We start from the raw sequence: 19003 nt of genomic DNA, 5'->3' as shown, positions 1-19003 counted from the left end.
GCCCAGCGGGAGCAAGCTCCCTCGCCACAGGGTGTTCGCAGATTTCAGGCCTGATGATTGCGCCGCACGCCTGCTATGATGCGCGGCATCTCCATCGCTCAGGATCGCGCCGTTCCCCATGGATTACCGCAAACCTTCCGACCGCAAAAGCATGCACTCGCGCATTGTCCAGGAACTGGGCATGCAGATCGTATCCGGACGCTTTTTGCCCGACGACAAACTGCCCGCCGAAGCGCTGTTGTGCGAGGAATACGCGGTGAGCCGGCCGGTGTTGCGCGAAGCCACGCGGGTGCTGGTGGCCAAGGGGCTGGTGTATTCCAAACCGCGCGTTGGCACGGTGGTCAAGGCCCGTCGCGAGTGGCACATGCTCGATCCGGACGTGCTGCACTGGCTGATGCAAAGCAGTCCGCAGAATGAATTCTTCAATGTGCTGACCAGCGTACGCAGCATCATCGAACCGGCCGCTGCCGCCCTCGCCGCCCAGCATGCAACCGAGGCCGACATCGCGGCCATCGGCGAGGCTTATCAGCGCATGGAAGCGGCACCGACTCCGGAGGCCTTGCTGCAACCGGATCTGGACTTCCACAGCCGCATCGCCGACGCGACTCACAACGATCTGCTGGCGAACCTGTGCAACATGCTTTCGGTGGCGATTGCCGAGGCGTTGAAGCATTCCAACCAGCGGCCGAACCTGCATGAACTGGCGCTGCCGCGGCACAAGGCGATTCTCACCGCGATCGAGAACCGTGATGCGCTGGGTGCAAGGCATGCAACGCTGGTGCAGCTGGATGATGCGCGCAGTGCGCTTAGCGTCGTGCTAGGCACCGAACTTTCTTAAGCCTTGAGACCGCCGGCCCTCACCCTAGCCCTCTCCCGGAGGGAGAGGGAACTGACCGAGTTGTTCTTCGTCATACATCGACCTGAATGACTGAGTCGATTATGGATTCAAAGCAAGTCGTTCAAGTCGGTGCAGATCTCCAATATCCCCGGATCGGTCCCCTCTCCCCCCGGGAGAGGGCTAGGGTGAGGGGCTTTTGATCTTGACTCATAAAAAAGCCGCAACCCCAAGGTTGCGGCTTTGTCGTTTCAGGCATCCGGATCAGTGAGCAAACAGCGAATTGCCCTTCTGCCCCGCCAATTTCTCCGGTTTGATCAGGAACTTCGCCAGCGCCGGCAGCAGCCACAGCGCACCGAACATGTTCCACAGCAACATGAAGGTCAGCATCAGGCCCATGTCGGCCTGGAACTTGATCGCCGAGAAGATCCAGGTGCACACGCCGATCGCCAGGCACAGACCGGTGAACAACACCGCTTTACCGGTGGATTTCAGGGTCTGGTAATAGGCTTCCTGCAACGGCAGACCGGCGCGCAGGAAACTTTCCAGTCGGCTGTAGATGTAGATGCCGTAGTCGACGCCAATCCCCACGCCCAGCGCCACCACCGGCAGGGTCGCGACCTTGACGCCGATGCCCATGAACGCCATCAGCGCGTTGCCCAGCACCGAGGTCAGCACCAGCGGCAGGACGATGCACAGGGTTGCCGCCCATGAGCGGAAGGTGATCATGCACATCACCGCCACGCAGATGTACACCAGGATCAGGATGGTCAGTTCGGCCTGTTTGATCACTTCGTTGGTGGCCGCCTCGATCCCGGCATTACCGGCGGCAAGGATGAATTCCAGACCGTCCTTGTTGTTGGCCTTGGCGAATTCCTGCACCGCGTGTACAGCGCGATCCAGGGTTTCGGCCTTGTGGTCATTGAGGAAGATCAGCACCGGCGCCAGCGAACAGCTGTTGTTGTACAGGCCGTCGGCGCGGGCGATCGAGTTGTTCAGCACGTCCGGGTTGCGCGACAGGGTTTCCCATTTCAGGTTGCCCTCGTTCATGCCCTTGATCATCTGCTTGGACACGGTCACCAGCGAGATCGCCGACTGCACGCCCTCGGTGTTCTGCATCTTCCACATCAGCTCATCGATCGGCGCCATCGCTTCGTAGCGCGAGCAACCTTCGGTGGCGGTCTTGACCATCACCACCAGCACGTCGGAACTGGTGGAGTAGTTGTTGATGATGAAGTTGTTGTCCTTGTTGTAGCGCGAGTCCGGACGCAATTCCGGTGCGCCTTGATCGAGGTCGCCGATTTTCAGGTTCTGGCTGTACCAGAGGCCGCCGCCGAACGCGATCAGCGCCAGGGCGATGGAAACCGGCGCCACTTTCGGGCTGGCGAAATTCGACAACATGCGCCAGAACGGGTGTTCGCGATTCGCGTCCTTCTTGCTCTTGGCGATGGCGCGCTTGCTGATGCCGACATAGGAAATCGCCACCGGCAGCAGGATCAGGTTGGTGAACACGATCACCGCCACGCCGATGGACGCGCCGATCGCCAGTTCGCGGATTACCCCGATGTCGATGATCAGCAGGGTGATGAAGCCCACGGCGTCGGCGAGAATCGCGATCATCCCCGGCAGGAACAGCTGCCGGAAAGTGCGCCGCGCCGCCGTCAGGGCGTTGTCCGCTTCACTCGATTGCAGGGCGATCCCGTTGATCTTCTGCACGCCGTGGGAAATGCCGATGGCGAAGATCAGGAACGGCACCAGCATCGAATACGGATCCAGCCCGAAACCGAAGAAGTGCATCAGCCCGAGCTGCCAGACCACCGCCACCAGCGTGGTGCTCAACACCGCCACCGTGCTGCGCAGACAGTTGGTGAACCACAACAGCAGGATCAGGGTGATGACGAAAGCGATGCCGAAGAACATCACCACCATCACCAGCCCGTCGATCAGGTCACCGACCTTCTTGGCGAAGCCGACGATGTGGATCTTGACGTTGGGGTTCTGTGCTTCGAACTTGTTGCGGATCTTGTCTTCGAGTTCATGGGAGAACTGGCGGTAGTCCAGCGCCAGCAGCTTGCCCTGATCCTGCGGGTCCGGGTAGGACTCCAGCAGCGGGATGTCGACGATGCTCGACTTGAAGTCGTTGGACACCAGACGCCCGACCTGGCCCGACTTGAGGACGTTGTTGCGCAGCATGTCGAGGCTGTCCGGCGAGCCATCGTAGCTCTGCGGAATCACTTCACCCCCGGCGAAACCCTCTTCGGTCACTTCAGTCCAGCGTACGCTCGGACTCCACAGCGACTTGAGGCCGGAGCGGTCGACGCCGGAGATGTAGAACACCTCGTCGTTGATCTGGCGCAGGGTCTCCATGTACTCCCTGGAGAAGATGTCGCCGTCTTTAGCCTCCACCGAAATGCGCACGGTGTTGCCCAGGTTCGCCAGATCGTTGCGGTGCTCCATCATCTTCTCGATGAACGGATGCTTGAGCGGGATCATTTTTTCGAAACTGGTGGACGGGCGGATCAGCGTGGCTTGCCAGAACAAGAAAATGCTGACCACCAGGCAGATCAGGATCACGGCCGGGCGGTTGTTGAAAATCAGACGTTCGAGGAGCGTCGCTTTGTCCTGCTGAGGAGTGATCAAGGAAGTCATAGCCCCGCCTTCTTATTATTGATTTCGGCGCCGTTTGGCTGCGTGGTGTGCACGCCGCCCTGCCCGGTCAGAATCAGATTGCCGTCGCCGGCCGCTGTCACCGAGGACAGCGAGATGCGGTCCGGGCGGTTGAACACGCTGAAGGTTTCGCCGTTGTCGCTGCTGCTGATCACCGAGCCGCCGTTGCCGACGATCACGATCGAGCCATCGGCAAGCAGCGTGGCGCCGGACAGACCGAACTCCAGCGCACCGCGCGCGGCCTTGAGTTCGACCTGCTGCCAGGTGCTGCCAAAGTCGCTGGAGCGGTAGAGGTTGCCGCGCAAGCCATAGGCCAACAGGGTTTGCGCTTGCGCAGTGCCGATCACGCCGAACAGCGAGCCCTGATAGGGGCCCTGGAGTTTCTCCCAGGTCTGGCCCCAGTCCGGGGAGCGGAACATGCTGCCCTGCTCGCCGACAATGAACAGACCAGCGTCCTTGACGGCGGCGATGGCGTTGAGGTGGAACTGATCCTGGTTGTCGAGGCGGTCGCTGACATCCTGCCAGTTCTTGCCGCCGTCGGTGGTTTCCAGCAGTGCGCCGTAAGCGCCGACCGCAACACCGTGGTTGACGTCCTGGAACCAGACGTCAAGCAGCGGCGCTTCGCGCTTGAGGTCTTCAAACTGCTTGCTCCAGGTCAGGCCGCCGTCTTCGCTGGCGAGGATCTGCGCGTCGTGGCCGACCGCCCAGCCGTGCTTGTCGTCGACGAAATACACCGCCGTCAGCAGTTGCCGGGTCGGCACTTTGGCTTGAGTCCAGGTTTTGCCCTGGTCATCGGAATAGAGAATGTGCCCACGATCACCGACCGCCACCAGGCGGGTGCCGGCGTGGACGACATCGAGCATCAGGCTTTTGGCGGCTTTGGCCGATTCGGTGGAATACACCCCGTCGGCCGGCGCTTCGGCGGCCAGCGCGGGTGCCGACAAGGCAGCACAGCCCAGCAGAGTGAGTGCTGTGGCCAGCAACGCGGTGTTGCGTAACGCCGGCGGGCGGCAACGACTCATAGACCTTCCCCTATTTATTATTGTTAGGCCGTTCGGCCTTAGGGCGCCGCAAGGGTGCTCGTGGTGACTGATGGGTCACAAGCATAGCCGTGAAACCCGCAGTCCAGAGCGCCTTGGGAAGCTGGCTCATCCTATCGGGCTTTGGAAACGTCTGACAATCGGCGCCACGTTATCTTTTGTTAACCGGATGCCCCTTACACAAACCCCTGTAGGAGCTGCGGCACGCTGCGATCTTTTGGTCCGGGTCTTTAAAAACAAGATCAAGAGATCGCAGCGTGCCGCAGCTCCTACATCGATATTGCGACAGGTCGGATTGATGAGGATGGCAGGTGAATGCGCTGCCATTCGCCGGATGGATGCGGCAAATCTTGCGTGGGGGACTTGCACGATCGGTATTATGGTATACCATCAGACGCACAGACACTCTCAATCCCCCTACGGAGCAGCTCATGAGTTTCGAAATTCGCAAGATCGTCAGCTATGTCGAAGAAACCTTCATCGAAGGCGGCAAGGCCACTGACAAGCCAGTGACCATGGTCGGGCTGGCCGTGGTGATGAAGAACCCGTGGGTCGGCAACGGCTTCGTCGAGGATCTGAAACCGCAGATCCGCGCCAACTGCTCCGACCTAGGCGCCATGATGGTCGAGCGGCTGGTGGGCATCATCGGCGGCGCCGAGAAGATCGAGGCGTACGGCAAAGCGGCAGTGGTCGGCGCCGACGGCGAGATCGAACACGCCTCGGCCGTGATCCACACCCTGCGCTTCGGCAACCACTACCGCGAAGCGGTCAAGGCCAAGAGCTACCTGAGCTTCACCAACAAGCGCGGCGGCCCGGGCACGTCGATCCAGATCCCGATGATGCACAAGGACGACGAAGGCCAGCGTTCGCACTACATCACTCTGGAAATGCAGATCGAAGACGCGCCGCGTGCCGACGAAATCGTCGTCGTGCTCGGGTGCGCCGACGGTGGTCGCCTGCACCCGCGCATCGGCAACCGCTACATCGATCTGGAAGAACTGGCCGCCGAAAAAGCCCAGTAATCACAATAAAAAGGCATTGCAGGAGCGCTCCATGATTCGGCTCACCGCTGAACTCACCCCGGCTGGCACCAGTTACCTGGCGACCGGCCAAGGCCAGCCCGTGGTCTTGATCCACGGCGTGGGCCTGAACAAAGAAATGTGGGGCGGCCAGATCGTCGGCCTGTCTGCCCAATACCAGGTGATCGCCTACGACATGCTCGGCCACGGCGCCAGCCCGCGCCCGGCCAGCGGCACCGGCCTGCTCGGTTATGCCGATCAGTTGCTGGAGCTGCTCGATCACCTGAATCTGCCCGAGGCCGCGGTGATCGGTTTCTCCATGGGCGGCCTGGTGGCGCGGGCGTTTGCCCTGCACTACCCGGAGCGCCTGCAAAGCCTGGTGGTACTCAACAGCGTGTTCAACCGCAGCGAAGAACAGCGTGCCGGGGTCATCGCGCGCACTGCACAAGCCGCCGAACACGGGCCGGATGCCAACGCCGAAGCGGCGCTGTCGCGCTGGTTCAGCCGCGAATATCAGGCGGCCAACCCGGCGCAGATTGCGGCCATTCGTCAGACCCTGGCCGGCAATGATCCGCAAGGCTACCTGACCACCTACGAATTGTTCGCCACCCAGGACATGTACCGCGCCGACGACCTCGGCAGCATACAGGCGCCGACGCTGATCGCCACCGGCGAACTCGATCCCGGTTCCACCCCGGAAATGGCCGAGCAACTGGCCCGGCGCATTTCCGGTGCGAAGGTTGCGGTGCTGCCCGAGCAACGGCATATGATGCCGGTAGAGTCGCCGCGTCTGGTCAACCATACGCTGCTGGAATTTCTCGACTACGCACACTCCCGACAAAACCATATAAAGGGGATCGTTGCATGACACTCGCACGCTTCCAGATGTGCATCGGCGGAGAATGGGTCGACGCCCTCTCCGGCAAGACTTTCACAAGCCTCAACCCGGCCAGCGCGCAAGCCTGGGCCGAACTGCCCGACGCCGATGAAGCCGATGTCGAACGCGCCGTGCAAGCGGCGCAGACTGCCTTCGACAGCCCGGCCTGGCGCGGCCTCACCGCCACTGCCCGCGGCAAACTGCTGCGGCGTCTCGGTGACCTGATCGCAGAAAACAAGGAACAACTGGCGCAGTTGGAAAGCCGCGACAACGGCAAACTGATCCGCGAAACCCGTGGTCAGGTCGGTTATCTGCCGGAGTTCTTCCACTACACCGCAGGCCTCGCAGACAAGCTCGAAGGCGGCACCCTGCCGCTGGACAAGCCCGACCTGTTTGCCTACACCGTGCACGAGGCGATGGGTGTGGTTGCCGCGATCATTCCGTGGAACAGCCCGCTGTACCTGACTGCGATCAAACTGGCGCCGGCTCTCGCTGCCGGCAACACCATCGTGATCAAGCCGTCCGAGCACGCCTCGGCGACCATCCTTGAGCTGGCACGTCTGGCCCTCGAAGCCGGGATTCCGTCAGGCGTGGTCAACGTCGTCACCGGTTACGGCCCGAGCACCGGCGCCGCCCTCACCCGCCATCCGCTGATCCGCAAGATCGCCTTCACCGGCGGCGCGGCCACGGCCCGGCATGTGGTGCGCAGCAGCGCCGAGAACTTCGCCAAGCTGTCGCTGGAACTCGGCGGCAAGTCGCCGAACATCATCTTCGCCGACGCCGACCTGGACAGCGCGATCAACGGCGCGATTGCCGGGATCTACGCCGCCTCCGGCCAGAGCTGCGTGTCCGGTTCACGCCTGCTGGTGCAGGATGAAATCTACGACGAGTTCGTCAACCGCCTGGTCGAACGCGCCCAGCGCATCCGCATCGGCAACCCGCAGGAGGACCACAGCGAGATGGGTCCGATGGCCACCGCGCAGCAACTGGCGGTGGTCGAAGGTCTGGTGGCTGACGCCATCGCTGAAGGTGCGCGTTTGCGCACCGGCGGCAAGCGTCCGAACGATCTCGGTGACGGCTGGTTCTACGAGCCGACGTTGTTCGAGTGCGACCGCAACTCGATGAAGATCATGCAGGAAGAAGTCTTCGGCCCGGTGGCTTCGGTGATTCGCTTCAAAGATGAAGCCGAGGCGCTGACGATTGCCAACGACTCGCAGTTCGGCCTCGCCGCCGGCATCTGGACCCGCGACCTGGGCCGCGCCCATCGCCTGGCGCGGGATGTGCGTTCGGGGATCATCTGGGTCAACACCTACCGCGCAGTGTCGGCGATGGCGCCGATCGGCGGCTTCAAGAACAGTGGCTATGGACGCGAAAGCGGCATCGATTCGGTGCTGGCCTACACCGAACTGAAAACGGTGTGGATCAACCTCTCTCAGGCGCCGATGCCTGATCCGTTTGTGATGCGCTAGGAGTCCTGCGACATGATCGAACCCGGCATTTACAAAGACGTCATGAGCTCGTTTCCGTCCGGGGTCACGGTGGTCACCACCCTCGACCCGGAGGGCGCCATCGTCGGCATCACCGCCAGCGCCTTCAGTGCGCTGTCGATTGATCCGGCGCTGGTGCTGTTCTGCCCCAACTACGCCTCCGACACCTACCCGGTACTGCGCGACAGCAAGAAATTCGCGATCCATTTGCTGTCCGCCGACCAGACCGCTGAAGCCTATGCCTTTGCTGGTAAAGGCAAGGACAAGGCCAAAGACATCCAGTGGCATTTGAGCGAACTGGGTAACCCGATCCTCGCCAAGGCCACGGCGATCATCGAGTGCGAGTTGTGGCGTGAATACGACGGTGGTGATCACGCGATCATTGTCGGCGCGGTGAAGAACCTGATCCTGCCCGAGCAACCGGTGACGCCGATGATTTATCACAAGGGCAAGCTTGGGCCGTTGCCGACCCTGGCCTGAAAGAACAATGCAAAACTCTGTGGGAGCTGGCTTGCCAGCGATGACGTCGGAACATTCAACATCAATGCTGACTGAACCACCGCTATCGCTGGCAAGCCAGCTCCCACAGGGATTGAGGTGAGCCGAAGAATATGAGCAACGAAAAGTACGAAAAAGGCCTGAAGATCCGCACCCAGGTACTGGGCGAAGCCTACGTGCAGCGCTCGATTGAGAACGCCGATGACTTCAGCCGCCCGCTGCAGGAAATGGTCACCGAATATTGCTGGGGCCATGTCTGGGGGCGCGAGGGTTTGTCGCTCAAGGAGCGCAGCATGATCAACCTGGCGATGATCTCGGCGCTCAACCGTCCGCACGAACTCAAGCTGCATGTGCGCGGCGCCTTGCGTAACGGCCTGAGTCGTGAGCAAATACGCGAAATTCTGCTTCAGGTCGGTATTTATTGCGGCGTCCCGGCAGCCGTGGACAGTTTCCGGCTTGCCCGTGAAGCCTTCGCCGAAGCCGACGCCGAGGCCTCCAGTTAACCCCTCGGCTGTTTAGATGCCCGTCTGGCATGGACAGCCAACTTAAAGAGCGGACCCCATGAAACGCCAGCCACTCGACGACAGCTTCAAGGTCAATCGCAACCCCGTTACCCTGCGCGAAATCGTGCTGGATAAACTGCGTAGCGCGATCATGAATTTCCAGCTCATGCCCGGCGATCGTCTGGTGGAGCGCGATCTGTGCGATCGCCTCGGTGTCAGCCGCACATCGGTGCGCGAAGCCTTGCGCCACCTGGAGTCCGAAGGTCTGGTCGAGTTCGCCGATGCCAAAGGTCCGCGCGTTGCGATCATCACCCTCGCCGATGCGGTCGACATCTATGAGCTGCGCTGCGTGCTCGAAGGCCTGATCGTCCAGCTGTTCACCCTGCGCGCCAAGGCCAAGGACATCAAGGCCCTGGAAAAAGCCCTCGACGAGAACCGCAAGGCGCTCAAGGACGGCGAACTGCAACAGGTGATCGACTCGGTGCAGGGCTTCTACGACGTGCTGCTCGAAGGCTCGGGCAACCATGTTGCGGCCACTCAGTTGCGCCAGTTGCAGGCGCGCATCAGCTACTTGCGGGCGACCTCGGTGTCCCAGGAAAACCGGCGCGGCGCGAGTAACCACGAAATGGAAAAAATGGTTGAGGCGATCAAGAGCGGTGATCCGCTGGCGGCGCATCAGGCGTGTGTCGATCACGTGCGCGCTGCGGCCGCCGTGGCCCTCGACTACCTCAAGCGCAAGCAGGAAGAGACCGGCGCCACGCCGAACATCACCCTGCCCATCGCGCTGAAAGAACCGCGCATAGGTCACTGACATGTTCAGCCCGAGCTTTTGCCCGAAATGCGGTGGCCCTGACCTCGGTCAGCAGGTGCCGCCGGGCGATACGCACGAGCGCCTGATGTGCCGCGGCTGCGGCTACATCCACTACGTCAACCCGAAGATCATCGCCGGCTGCATCATCGAGCAGGACGGCAAATACCTCTTGTGCCAACGGGCGATCCCGCCACGCCCGGGCACTTGGACGCTGCCGGCCGGCTTCATGGAAAGCGGCGAAACCACCGAGCAGGCGGCGCTGCGCGAAGTCTGGGAAGAAAGCGGCGTGCGCGCGGAAATCGTCTCGCCGTACTCGATTTTCAGCGTGCCGAAGATCAGCGAGGTGTACATCATCTTCCGCGCCATCGCGCTGGAGATCACCGGGCAGTACGGGCCCGAGACCCTGGACTACAAGTTCTTCGCCCCCGAGGACATTCCGTGGGAGCAGATCTATTACCCGGCGATCCGGCAGATTCTCGAGCGCTATATCGAGGAGCGTCAGGCCGGGGTGTATGGGATCTATATGGGCAATGATGACAGCGGGAAGATTCACTTTATCCGCTGATCACATCCCACCCTGCCGGTGCCCCATATTCCCTCACACCCCAAAATCCCTGTAGGAGCTGCCGCAGGCTCGGGCCGCGATCGGACGATCTTTTGACTTTGATTTTAAAAAACAACATCAAAAGATCGCAGCCTGCGGCAGCTCCTACAGGGGTTACGGCGCCAGGCCTTCGACGATGACGATCTCCGCGCTCGCCCATTCCTCGCGATAACGTTTCGCCTCCTGATACGCCGCCGAGTGGTAGCACGCCAGCGCCTGCTCATAGCTCTCGAACTCGATCACCACGCTACGCTGAGGAGTAGTCCTGCCCTCGAGCGCTTCACTGCGCCCACCACGCGCTAAAAATTTCGCGCCGAAAGCGGCAAACGCGGCCGGCGCGCGCTGGGTGTATTGGCTGTAGTGCTCGGCATCGTCAACATCCACGTGGGCAATCCAGTACGCCTTCATAGTGACCTCTTTGTTGATTTTGTATTATGGTATACCAATATTATTTGCAACCCACCCTGAGAGTCCAGCATGGCCTTCAACAGCATCGAAGAAATCCTCGAAGATTATCGCCTCGGCAAAATGGTCCTGCTGGTCGATGACGAAGATCGGGAAAACGAAGGCGACCTGCTGCTGGCCGCCGACTGCTGCACGCCCCAGGCGATCAGCTTCATGGCCCGTGAGGCGCGCGGTCTGATTTGCCTGACGCTGACCGACGAACATTGCCAACGGTTGGGTCTTGAGCAGATGGTGCCGAGCAATGGCAGCGTGTTCAGCACCGCGTTCACCGTATCGATTGAAGCGGCGGTCGGCGTGACGACTGGCATTTCTGCGGCTGACCGTGCGCGCACAGTCGCGGCCGCCGTAGCGAAAGACGCCCGCGCCGAAGATCTGGTGCAACCCGGGCACATCTTCCCGCTGCGCGCCAAGGAAGGCGGCGTGCTGACCCGCGCCGGCCACACCGAGGCCGGTTGCGACCTCGCGCGCCTCGCCGGTTTCACCCCGGCCTCGGTGATCGTCGAGGTGATGAACGACAACGGCACCATGGCCCGCCGCCCGGATCTGGAAGTGTTCGCGCGCAAGCACGGGATCAGGATCGGCACCATCGCCGACCTGATCCACTATCGCTTGAGCACCGAGCACACCATCGAACGCATTGGCGAGCGTGAGTTGCCGACGGTGCATGGCACCTTCCGGTTGATCACTTTCGAAGACCGCATCGAGGGCGGCGTGCACATGGCGATGGTCATGGGCGATCTGCGCCGCGAAGAGCCGACGCTGGTGCGCGTGCATGTGATCGATCCACTGCGGGATCTGGTCGGCGCCGAGTACAGCGGGCCGAGCAACTGGACGTTGTGGGCGGCGTTGCAACGGGTCGCGGCGGAAGGTCATGGGGTTGTGGTGGTGTTGGCCAATCATGAATCGTCGCAGGCATTGCTGGAGCGCGTGCCGCAATTGACTCAGCCGCCTAGGCAGTTCAGCCGTTCGCAATCGCGGATCTATTCGGAGGTGGGGACCGGGGCGCAGATTCTGCAGAACCTGGGGGTGGGCAAGCTGCGGCATCTTGGGCCGCCGCTGAAGTATGCGGGGTTGACCGGGTATGACCTGGAAGTGGTCGAGAGCATTCCCTTCACCGAGCATTCCTGAGAAAACGAAGATCACCTGTGGCGAGGGAGCTTGCTCCCGCTGGACTGCGCAGCAGGCCCCTTTTCTGGATAAAGCGAGGGTCGCTTCGCAACCCAGCGGGAGCAAGCTCCCTCGCCACAATTTTTCACCTATCGAAATCCTTCAGCGGTCAAAAAAGCACATCCGCCAGATAACCGGTAAGGCAAAGTGCTTGCACAAAGCTTGGAATACCATAATATGATATTCCATAGACCGGACGACCTGAAAAACCGTCCGGCTACTGCTCCCGACAGGCGGGCAACAACGCAAGCCCGCTCAAAAACACAACAATGAGGGCGTGAAAATGGTGTTGAACAAAGCTGCAACCGCAATCCTTTTTGCGGGACTGCTGAGCGTGACCGGCCAGGCCGCGATGGCCGCCGAGAGTGTGAACTTTGTCAGCTGGGGCGGTAGCACCCAGGATGCGCAGAAACAGGCCTGGGCCGATCCGTTCAGCAAGGCCAGCGGCATCACTGTTGTCCAGGACGGCCCAACCGACTACGGCAAACTCAAAGCCATGGTCGAAAGCGGCAACGTGCAGTGGGACGTGGTCGATGTCGAAGCCGACTTTGCCCTGCGCGCCGCTGCCGAAGGCCTGCTCGAACCCCTCGATTTCAAAGTGATCCAGCGCGAAAAGATCGACCCGCGTTTCGTCAGCGATTACGGCGTCGGCTCGTTCTTCTTCTCCTTCGTCCTCGGCTACAACGAAGGCAAGCTCGGCGCGGCCAAGCCGCAGGACTGGACCGCCCTGTTCGACACCAAGACCTACCCCGGCAAACGCGCTCTGTACAAATGGCCGAGCCCCGGCGTGCTCGAACTGGCGCTGCTGGCCGACGGCGTGCCGGCTGACAAGCTCTACCCGCTGGATCTGGATCGCGCCTTCAAGAAACTCGACACCATCAAGAAAGACATCGTCTGGTGGGGCGGCGGCGCGCAGTCGCAGCAACTGCTGGCCTCCGGTGAAGCCAGCATGGGCCAGTTCTGGAACGGCCGCATTCACGCCCTGCAGGAAGACGGCGCGCCGGTGGGCGTGAGCTGGAAACAGAACCTGGTCATGGCCGACATTCTGGTGATTCCAAAGGGTTCGAAAAACAAGGACGCGGCGATGAAGTTCCTGGCCAACGCCAGCAGTGCCAAAGGCCAGGCCGACTTCTCCAACCTGACCGCCTACGCCCCGGTCAACGTCGACAGCGTGGCGCGCCTGGACTCGGTGCTGGCCCCGAACCTGCCGACTGCCTACGCTAAGGATCAGATCACTCTTGATTTCGCGTACTGGGCCAAGAACGGTCAAGCCATCGCGACACGGTGGAACGAATGGCTGGTCAAATGAAAATGGCGGCCACGGCGTCCCGTCCCTCCACTGCCACCGGGAGCGCCGCGAGCGCTGCCGGCCCGGCCACAGGCAAGGCCAGTGCAATGGCGCAAGCCCCGTCCCTCAGACAACGCTGGCGCGGCGCCGGCAACCTCGCTCCGGCGTTGCTGTTCCTCGGCCTGTTCTTTCTCGCGCCGTTGATTGGCCTGCTGTTGCGCGGTGTACTGGAACCGACTCCCGGCCTTGGCAACTACGAACAACTGTTCGCCAATTCGGCGTACGCACGGGTGCTGCTCAACACCTTTTCGGTGGCCGGGCTGGTGACGATCTTCAGCCTGTTGCTGGGCTTTCCACTGGCCTGGGCGATCACCCTGGTGCCGCGCGGCTGGGGGCGCTGGATCCTCAACATCGTGCTGCTGTCGATGTGGACCAGCCTGCTCGCTCGCACCTATTCGTGGCTGGTATTGCTGCAGGCCTCGGGGGTGATCAACAAGGCGCTGATGGCGCTGGGCATCATCGATCAGCCGCTGGAAATGGTGCACAACCTGACCGGCGTGGTGATCGGCATGAGCTACATCATGATCCCGTTCATCGTCCTGCCGTTGCAGGCGACCATGCAGGCCATCGACCCGATGATCCTGCAGGCTGGCTCGATCTGCGGCGCCAGTCCCTGGACCAACTTCTTCCGGGTGTTCCTGCCGCTGTGCCGGCCGGGTCTGGCGTCCGGCGGGTTGATGGTGTTCGTGATGTCGCTCGGTTATTACGTCACCCCGGCGCTGCTCGGCGGGGCGCAGAACATGATGCTGCCGGAGTTCATCATTCAGCAGGTGCAATCGTTCCTCAACTGGGGCCTGGCCAGTGCCGGCGCCGCGTTGCTGATCGCGATCACGCTGGTGCTGTTCTATTTCTACCTGAAGCTTCAGCCGGAATCCCCGGTTGGCGCCAGCAACGCGAGGTAAGCCGAGATGCTCCTGACTCCCAATGCCATGAGCCGCCGGATGCGTTTCGGGCTCTACGCCACCACCGGGTTGATCGGCCTGTTCCTGCTGTTGCCGATCGTGTTCATCGTCCTGCTGTCGTTCGGCTCGTCGCAGTGGCTGGTGTTCCCGCCGCCGGGCTGGACGCTGAAATGGTACGGCCAGTTCTTCTCCAACGCCGACTGGATGAACGCTGCGGCGGCCAGCCTCAAGGTCGCCGTGCTGACCACGATCTGCGCCGTGGCCCTCGGTCTGCCAACCGCGTTTGCTCTGGTGCGCGGGCGTTTTCCCGGCCGGGAAATGCTCTACGGCCTGTTCACCCTGCCGATGATCGTGCCGCTGGTGATCATCGCGGTGGCGGTGTACGCGTTGTTTCTCAAGCTCGGTTACACCGGAACCATGTTTGCCTTTGTGGTCAGCCATGTGATCGTCGCGCTGCCGTTCACCATCATCTCGATCATCAACTCGCTGAAGCTGTTCGATCAGTCGATTGAAGACGCGGCGGTGATCTGCGGCGCCTCACGCCTGCAAGCAGTGTTCAAGGTGACGTTCCCGGCGATCCGTCCGGGCATGGTCGCCGGCGCCCTCTTCGCCTTTCTGGTTTCGTGGGATGAAGTGGTGCTCAGCGTGATGATGGCCAGCCCGACCCTGCAAACCCTTCCCGTGAAAATGTGGACCACTTTGCGCCAGGACCTGACCCCGGTGATCGCCGTCGCTTCGACGCTGCTGATCGGCCTGTCGGTATTGGTCATGGTGATCGCCGCCGCGCTGCGCCGGCGCAACGAAATCAGCGCCTGAGCGCCCAGGAGTACGACATGAGTGCCGTGATCAAAGACGCATCCCAGCAGAACGACAAACCCCTGGTCAGCCTGCGCAATCTGAACAAGCACTACGGCGATTTCGCCGCCGTGGACAACATCTCGCTGGACATCAAGGACGGCGAGTTCCTGACCTTCCTCGGCTCCAGCGGCTCGGGCAAAAGCACCACGCTGTCGATGCTCGCCGGCTTCGAAACCCCGAGCAGCGGCGAGATCCTGGTCAACGGGCAGTCGCTGGTCAACGTGCCGCCGCACAAGCGCGACATCGGCATGGTGTTCCAGCGCTACTCGCTGTTCCCGCATCTGTCGGTGCGTGACAACATCGCCTTCCCGTTGGCGATTCGCAAACTCGCTGCCGCCGAACGTGACAAGCGTGTCGACGCGATGTTGAAACTGGTGCAGCTCGAACAGTTCGCCCATCGCCGCCCTTCGCAACTCTCTGGCGGCCAACAACAGCGGGTCGCCATCGCCCGGGCGCTGGTCTACGAGCCACGCATTCTGCTGATGGACGAGCCGCTGGGGGCGCTGGATAAAAAACTGCGTGAAGACTTGCAGGATGAACTGCGCCAGCTGCATCGGCGCCTGGGCATTACCATCGTCTACGTGACCCATGACCAGGAAGAAGCGATGCGCCTGTCGCAGCGCATTGCGATTTTCAGTCACGGCAAGATTGTTGGCCTGGGCAGCGGTTATGACCTGTATCAGAACCCGCCGAATGCGTTTGTCGCGTCGTTCCTCGGTAACTCGAACTTCCTCAAGCTCAAGGCCCAAGGCAATGCGGCGGCGAGTTTCGAAGGGCAGTCGTTGTCGATTCGTCTGACCGCTGGTTTGCATACCGAGCAGGATGTGCTGCTGATGGTGCGCCCGGAAAAAGCGGTGGCGCTGAGTGTGCAACAGGCGAGCGAAGAGCCGTTGGCGGCGGGTTGGAATGAGGTGTCGGCGCAGGTGGTGGAGGTGTTGTTTCTTGGCGAGAGCCAGACCTGCAGCGTGGTGACTTCGGGCGGTACTTCGATGACGGTGAAAGCGCTGTCCGCCGCCGGCATGCCGCTCAAGGCTGGCGACCCGGTGCGAGTGCGCTGGGCCACGGCGGACGCCTGCGTCTACACCGAATGGGCTGAAAGCGACCTTAACAAAGCCGCCGGTTCTCACTGATAGCGTGTCGTCTGTGGGATTCCCCCCCTCACCCCAGCCCTCTCCCCCAAGGGGGCGAGGGGGAAAGGGAGCCGATCACCATGATGGTCAAGACCTGAGTTCGACCCGATATTTCAGGTCGGCGTAACTCGTCCAGACAATCCAGTCAGTCCCCTCTCCCTCCGGGAGAGGGCTAGGGTGAGGGAAGCTGTCAGCACGGTCTCAGGGAATAGCGCGGTAGCCTTCAATCTGATCCGGCCACGCCGTGAGAATTTCGAAGCCTGTCTCGGTCACCGCGACCATATGCTCCCACTGCGCCGACAACGAGCCATCCTTGGTCAGCACCGTCCAGCCGTCCGGCATGTTCTTCACATGGCGCTTGCCGGCATTGAGCATCGGCTCGACGGTGAAGATCATCCCCGCCTTGAGCTTCATGCCCTGATTGGGGAAACCGTAATGCAGGATCTGCGGCTCGTCGTGGTAAACCTTGCCGATGCCATGCCCGCAGTATTCACGCACCACACTGAAACCTTCCTTCTCCGCCAGACTCTGGATCGCATGGCCGATGTCACCCAGCGTCGCGCCCGGACGCACCATGCGAATGCCCGCGCACATAGCGTCGTAAGTGGTCTTGATCAGGTGCTGCGCTTCAGGCGTCGCCTCACCGACCACGTACATGCGGCTGGTGTCGCCGAACCAGCCGTCCTTGAGCACCGCGATGTCGAGGTTGACGATGTCGCCGTCCTTCAGCGGTGTGCCCGACGGGATGCCATGGCACACCACGTCGTTGACCGAAGCGCAGACGGTTTTCGGGAAGCCGTGATAACCGACGTTGGCCGGAATCGCTTTTTGCACATTGACGATGTAGTCGTTGCACAGGCGATCCAGCTCATCGGTGGTCACGCCGGCCTTCACATGCGGCACCAGCATCGCCAGCACTTCAGCGGCGAGTTTGCCGGCCGCGCGCGACTGAGCGATTTCGGCGGGGGTGTTGATCTTGATCTGGTTTCTCATGCGCTGACGGCTTCCTGAGTCAGTTGATGCAGATCCAGCCCGCCGTTCTGTTCGGCGCGGATCAGCAAGCGGCAAATGGCGCTGTGGTCGAGGTTGGGGTGCAGCTCGGCGAGCATGCCGATGCGCATCCAGTGCTCGGCCTGCGCGTTGATCGAGCGGCTGAGCGCATTGCTGGAGATGCGCAGGTTTTCGTGCATGTCTTCTGAAATCTTTACGATGCCCATATCCGAATCCGATACGAAGTGTATATGGATCGTATATTAGCCAACCCTCACGACGAATTGCAAATACACTCCGCAAACCTACCGACATAACCGTGTAGGAGCTGCCGCAGGCTGCGATCTTTTGATCTTCAAAAACAAAGTCAAAAGATCGCAGCCTTCGGCAGCTCCTACAGGGATTTGTGTTGGTTTTGAGGGATACGTGTGGAATTTCAGGCAAAAAAAAGCTGCCCGAAGAGGCAGCGAAAACTTTAAGAACACGCGATGTATTGGGGTCAGGATAGTCGCCGGATAATGACAGTGTCATGACAGCCAACAATTCACTGAACCGCCCCTGCCCCGTCATCAGGATGTCATCAAGCGCACCGCAGAATCCTCGCAAACCGTCTTGAGCCTTCGACGGATGTTTGCAGGGATTCCCATGAAAGAAGACGCCTCGCTGTTTGCCGCCATCGACCTGGGCTCGAATGCGTTTCGCCTGATGATCGGCCAGTCGGTGCGCAGTCGAAAAGGCTTGATGATTCAGGAGGTCAAAACCCTGCGTGAACCGGTGCGGCTGGCCGAAGGTTTTGACGGTGGTGCTCTGGACGAAATGGCGCTGGACCGGGGCTGGCAGGCGCTGGCGCGGTTCGGCAAGAAGCTGCGCGGGTTCGAGGCCGGCAAGGTGCGGGCGGTGGCGACCAGCGCCGTGCGCGAGGCGGACAATGCGCAGCTGTTTCTGCACAGCGCCGAACGTCATCTGGGGTTTCGCATCGATGTCATTTCCGGCCATGAAGAGGCGCAACTGGTGTATGCCGGCGTCGCTCATTCCCTGCCGGGCGCTGAGGACATGCGGTTGGTGGTCGATATCGGTGGAGGTTCCACCGAACTGATTCTCGGCCAGGGCACACAACCGCTGCTCACCGAAAGCATCGCCATCGGCAGCGGCACGCTGGGTGCCCGCTATTTCCCCGACGGACGCATTGCTCCTGGTGCGCTGCAAGAAGCCGAGCGCGTGGCGATCCTGCAATTCGAAAAAGTCGCCCGCCGCTATCGTGCGCAGGGCTGGCAGCAGACGATTGGCTCGTCCGGCACGGCGCGGATGCTTGCGAAAGTGCTCAAGGCCAATCGCTTGAACGACTTCGGCCAGGATGGCATTACCTATGGCGGGTTGTTGCGCTTGTCGCTGTTGCTGCTGAAGGTGAAGAACGTTCAGCAGTTGAAGCTGGCAGGCTTGCAGCCGCATCGTCAGAGCATCCTGCCGGGTGGACTGGTGCTGATGCTGGCGGCGTTCAAAGTATTCGGGATTTCGCAGATGGCACCGTCGGAACCGGGACTGCGCCTGGGTGTGCTGCATGGATTGATGAGCCGGCACTGATACCCTGCAAATCTTTATTGTGGGAGTGAGCTTGCTCACGAAGGCAGCGTGTCAGCCAAATACTTATCGGCTGACACGCTGCCTTCGCGAGCAAGCTCGCTTGTATGTTTAGACTTGAAGGGGTGGGCGGGACTACAGACTCGATTCTGACTCTGACCAGTACAGACCGTGGGAGACTTCTCGTCCCGCCCCTTCTACCCAAAGCGCCAATAAGGAATTCA

At 61.3% G+C, this 19003-nt stretch carries 19 protein-coding genes; 14 read left to right on the top strand and 5 right to left on the bottom strand.

Annotated elements, in window-relative coordinates:
* Nucleotides 1–118: 118 nt before the first annotated feature.
* Entirely contained in the window at nt 119–838 is a 720-nt protein-coding gene (locus ACU680_RS04300) for a FadR/GntR family transcriptional regulator (RefSeq protein WP_007917986.1), read from the top strand.
* A 261-nt stretch (nt 839–1099) separates the two neighbouring features.
* Here the strand turns inward: ACU680_RS04300 and ACU680_RS04295 are convergent, their stop codons facing one another.
* Both ACU680_RS04295 and ACU680_RS04290 read right to left on the bottom strand, forming a co-directional pair.
* On the bottom strand, nt 1100–3484 hold the full coding sequence (locus ACU680_RS04295; protein ID WP_346650440.1) for an efflux RND transporter permease subunit: 2385 nt from the start codon (nt 3482–3484) through the stop codon (nt 1100–1102).
* Nucleotides 3481–4524 (bottom strand): WD40/YVTN/BNR-like repeat-containing protein, encoded by a 1044-nt coding sequence (locus tag ACU680_RS04290; protein WP_448178727.1) that lies wholly within the window; start codon nt 4522–4524, stop codon nt 3481–3483. Before ACU680_RS04290 ends, ACU680_RS04295 begins: the two co-directional genes overlap by 4 nt.
* Nucleotides 4525–4973: 449 nt before the next feature.
* Between ACU680_RS04290 and ACU680_RS04285 the strand changes: the two genes are divergently transcribed.
* The 7 genes from ACU680_RS04285 to ACU680_RS04255 all read left to right on the top strand — a co-directional run bounded on the left by ACU680_RS04285 (nt 4974) and on the right by ACU680_RS04255 (nt 10302).
* A complete protein-coding gene (locus ACU680_RS04285; protein WP_025111640.1) occupies nt 4974–5564 on the top strand; it encodes an amino acid synthesis family protein in 591 nt (196 codons plus the stop codon).
* A gap of 31 nt (nt 5565–5595) precedes the next feature.
* Complete coding sequence (locus tag ACU680_RS04280) at nt 5596–6429, top strand: alpha/beta fold hydrolase (RefSeq protein ID WP_448178726.1); 834 nt, start codon at nt 5596–5598, stop codon at nt 6427–6429.
* Nucleotides 6426–7907, top strand: a complete 1482-nt coding sequence (locus ACU680_RS04275) for an aldehyde dehydrogenase (protein ID WP_367084258.1) — start codon at nt 6426–6428, stop codon at nt 7905–7907. Before ACU680_RS04280 ends, ACU680_RS04275 begins: the two co-directional genes overlap by 4 nt.
* A 12-nt stretch (nt 7908–7919) precedes the next feature.
* A complete protein-coding gene (locus tag ACU680_RS04270) occupies nt 7920–8405 on the top strand; it encodes a flavin reductase family protein (protein ID WP_007968633.1) in 486 nt (161 codons plus the stop codon).
* 131 nt (nt 8406–8536) lie between these two features.
* Entirely contained in the window at nt 8537–8926 is a 390-nt protein-coding gene (locus tag ACU680_RS04265) for a carboxymuconolactone decarboxylase family protein (protein ID WP_198760186.1), read from the top strand.
* 58 nt (nt 8927–8984) lie between these two features.
* A complete protein-coding gene (locus tag ACU680_RS04260; protein ID WP_007968636.1) occupies nt 8985–9737 on the top strand; it encodes a GntR family transcriptional regulator in 753 nt (250 codons plus the stop codon).
* A 1-nt stretch (nt 9738) separates the two neighbouring features.
* On the top strand, nt 9739–10302 hold the full coding sequence (locus ACU680_RS04255) for an NUDIX hydrolase (protein ID WP_041062549.1): 564 nt from the start codon (nt 9739–9741) through the stop codon (nt 10300–10302).
* Nucleotides 10303–10455: 153 nt separating this feature from the next.
* On the opposite strand, the gene ACU680_RS04250 is transcribed toward ACU680_RS04255, so the two are convergent.
* Nucleotides 10456–10749, bottom strand: a complete 294-nt coding sequence (locus ACU680_RS04250; protein ID WP_448178725.1) for a DUF1330 domain-containing protein — start codon at nt 10747–10749, stop codon at nt 10456–10458.
* Between the two features lie 69 nt (nt 10750–10818).
* On the opposite strand from ACU680_RS04250, the gene ribBA reads away from it, so the two are divergent.
* From ribBA to ACU680_RS04225, 5 genes are all read left to right on the top strand, one after another.
* Nucleotides 10819–11934 (top strand): bifunctional 3,4-dihydroxy-2-butanone-4-phosphate synthase/GTP cyclohydrolase II, encoded by a 1116-nt coding sequence (gene ribBA, locus ACU680_RS04245; protein WP_448178724.1) that lies wholly within the window; start codon nt 10819–10821, stop codon nt 11932–11934.
* A 322-nt stretch (nt 11935–12256) separates the two neighbouring features.
* Nucleotides 12257–13282, top strand: coding sequence for an ABC transporter substrate-binding protein (locus tag ACU680_RS04240; protein ID WP_448178723.1), 1026 nt, complete (start codon nt 12257–12259; stop codon nt 13280–13282).
* Nucleotides 13279–14223 (top strand): ABC transporter permease, encoded by a 945-nt coding sequence (locus tag ACU680_RS04235; protein WP_007965717.1) that lies wholly within the window; start codon nt 13279–13281, stop codon nt 14221–14223. The genes ACU680_RS04240 and ACU680_RS04235 overlap by 4 nt, the downstream gene beginning before the upstream one ends.
* 6 nt (nt 14224–14229) lie before the next feature.
* A complete protein-coding gene (locus ACU680_RS04230) occupies nt 14230–15039 on the top strand; it encodes an ABC transporter permease (RefSeq protein WP_025111627.1) in 810 nt (269 codons plus the stop codon).
* Nucleotides 15040–15056: 17 nt separating this feature from the next.
* Nucleotides 15057–16211, top strand: a complete 1155-nt coding sequence (locus ACU680_RS04225) for an ABC transporter ATP-binding protein (protein ID WP_448178722.1) — start codon at nt 15057–15059, stop codon at nt 16209–16211.
* A gap of 201 nt (nt 16212–16412) precedes the next feature.
* On the opposite strand, the gene map is transcribed toward ACU680_RS04225, so the two are convergent.
* Together map and ACU680_RS04215 are read right to left on the bottom strand one after the other, a co-directional pair.
* Nucleotides 16413–17204, bottom strand: coding sequence for a type I methionyl aminopeptidase (gene map, locus ACU680_RS04220; RefSeq protein ID WP_448178721.1), 792 nt, complete (start codon nt 17202–17204; stop codon nt 16413–16415).
* A complete protein-coding gene (locus ACU680_RS04215) occupies nt 17201–17428 on the bottom strand; it encodes a ParD-like family protein (RefSeq protein WP_003225727.1) in 228 nt (75 codons plus the stop codon). The genes map and ACU680_RS04215 overlap by 4 nt, the downstream gene beginning before the upstream one ends.
* A 418-nt stretch (nt 17429–17846) precedes the next feature.
* Here ACU680_RS04215 and ACU680_RS04210 point away from each other — a divergent pair, with 418 nt between their 5' ends.
* A complete protein-coding gene (locus ACU680_RS04210) occupies nt 17847–18782 on the top strand; it encodes a Ppx/GppA phosphatase family protein (protein WP_367084253.1) in 936 nt (311 codons plus the stop codon).
* The last annotated feature ends 221 nt before the right edge of the window (nt 18783–19003 follow it).

This window comes from Pseudomonas sp. LF020, assembly GCF_053456425.1.
This window is presented reverse-complemented; position numbering and strand designations above follow the sequence as displayed.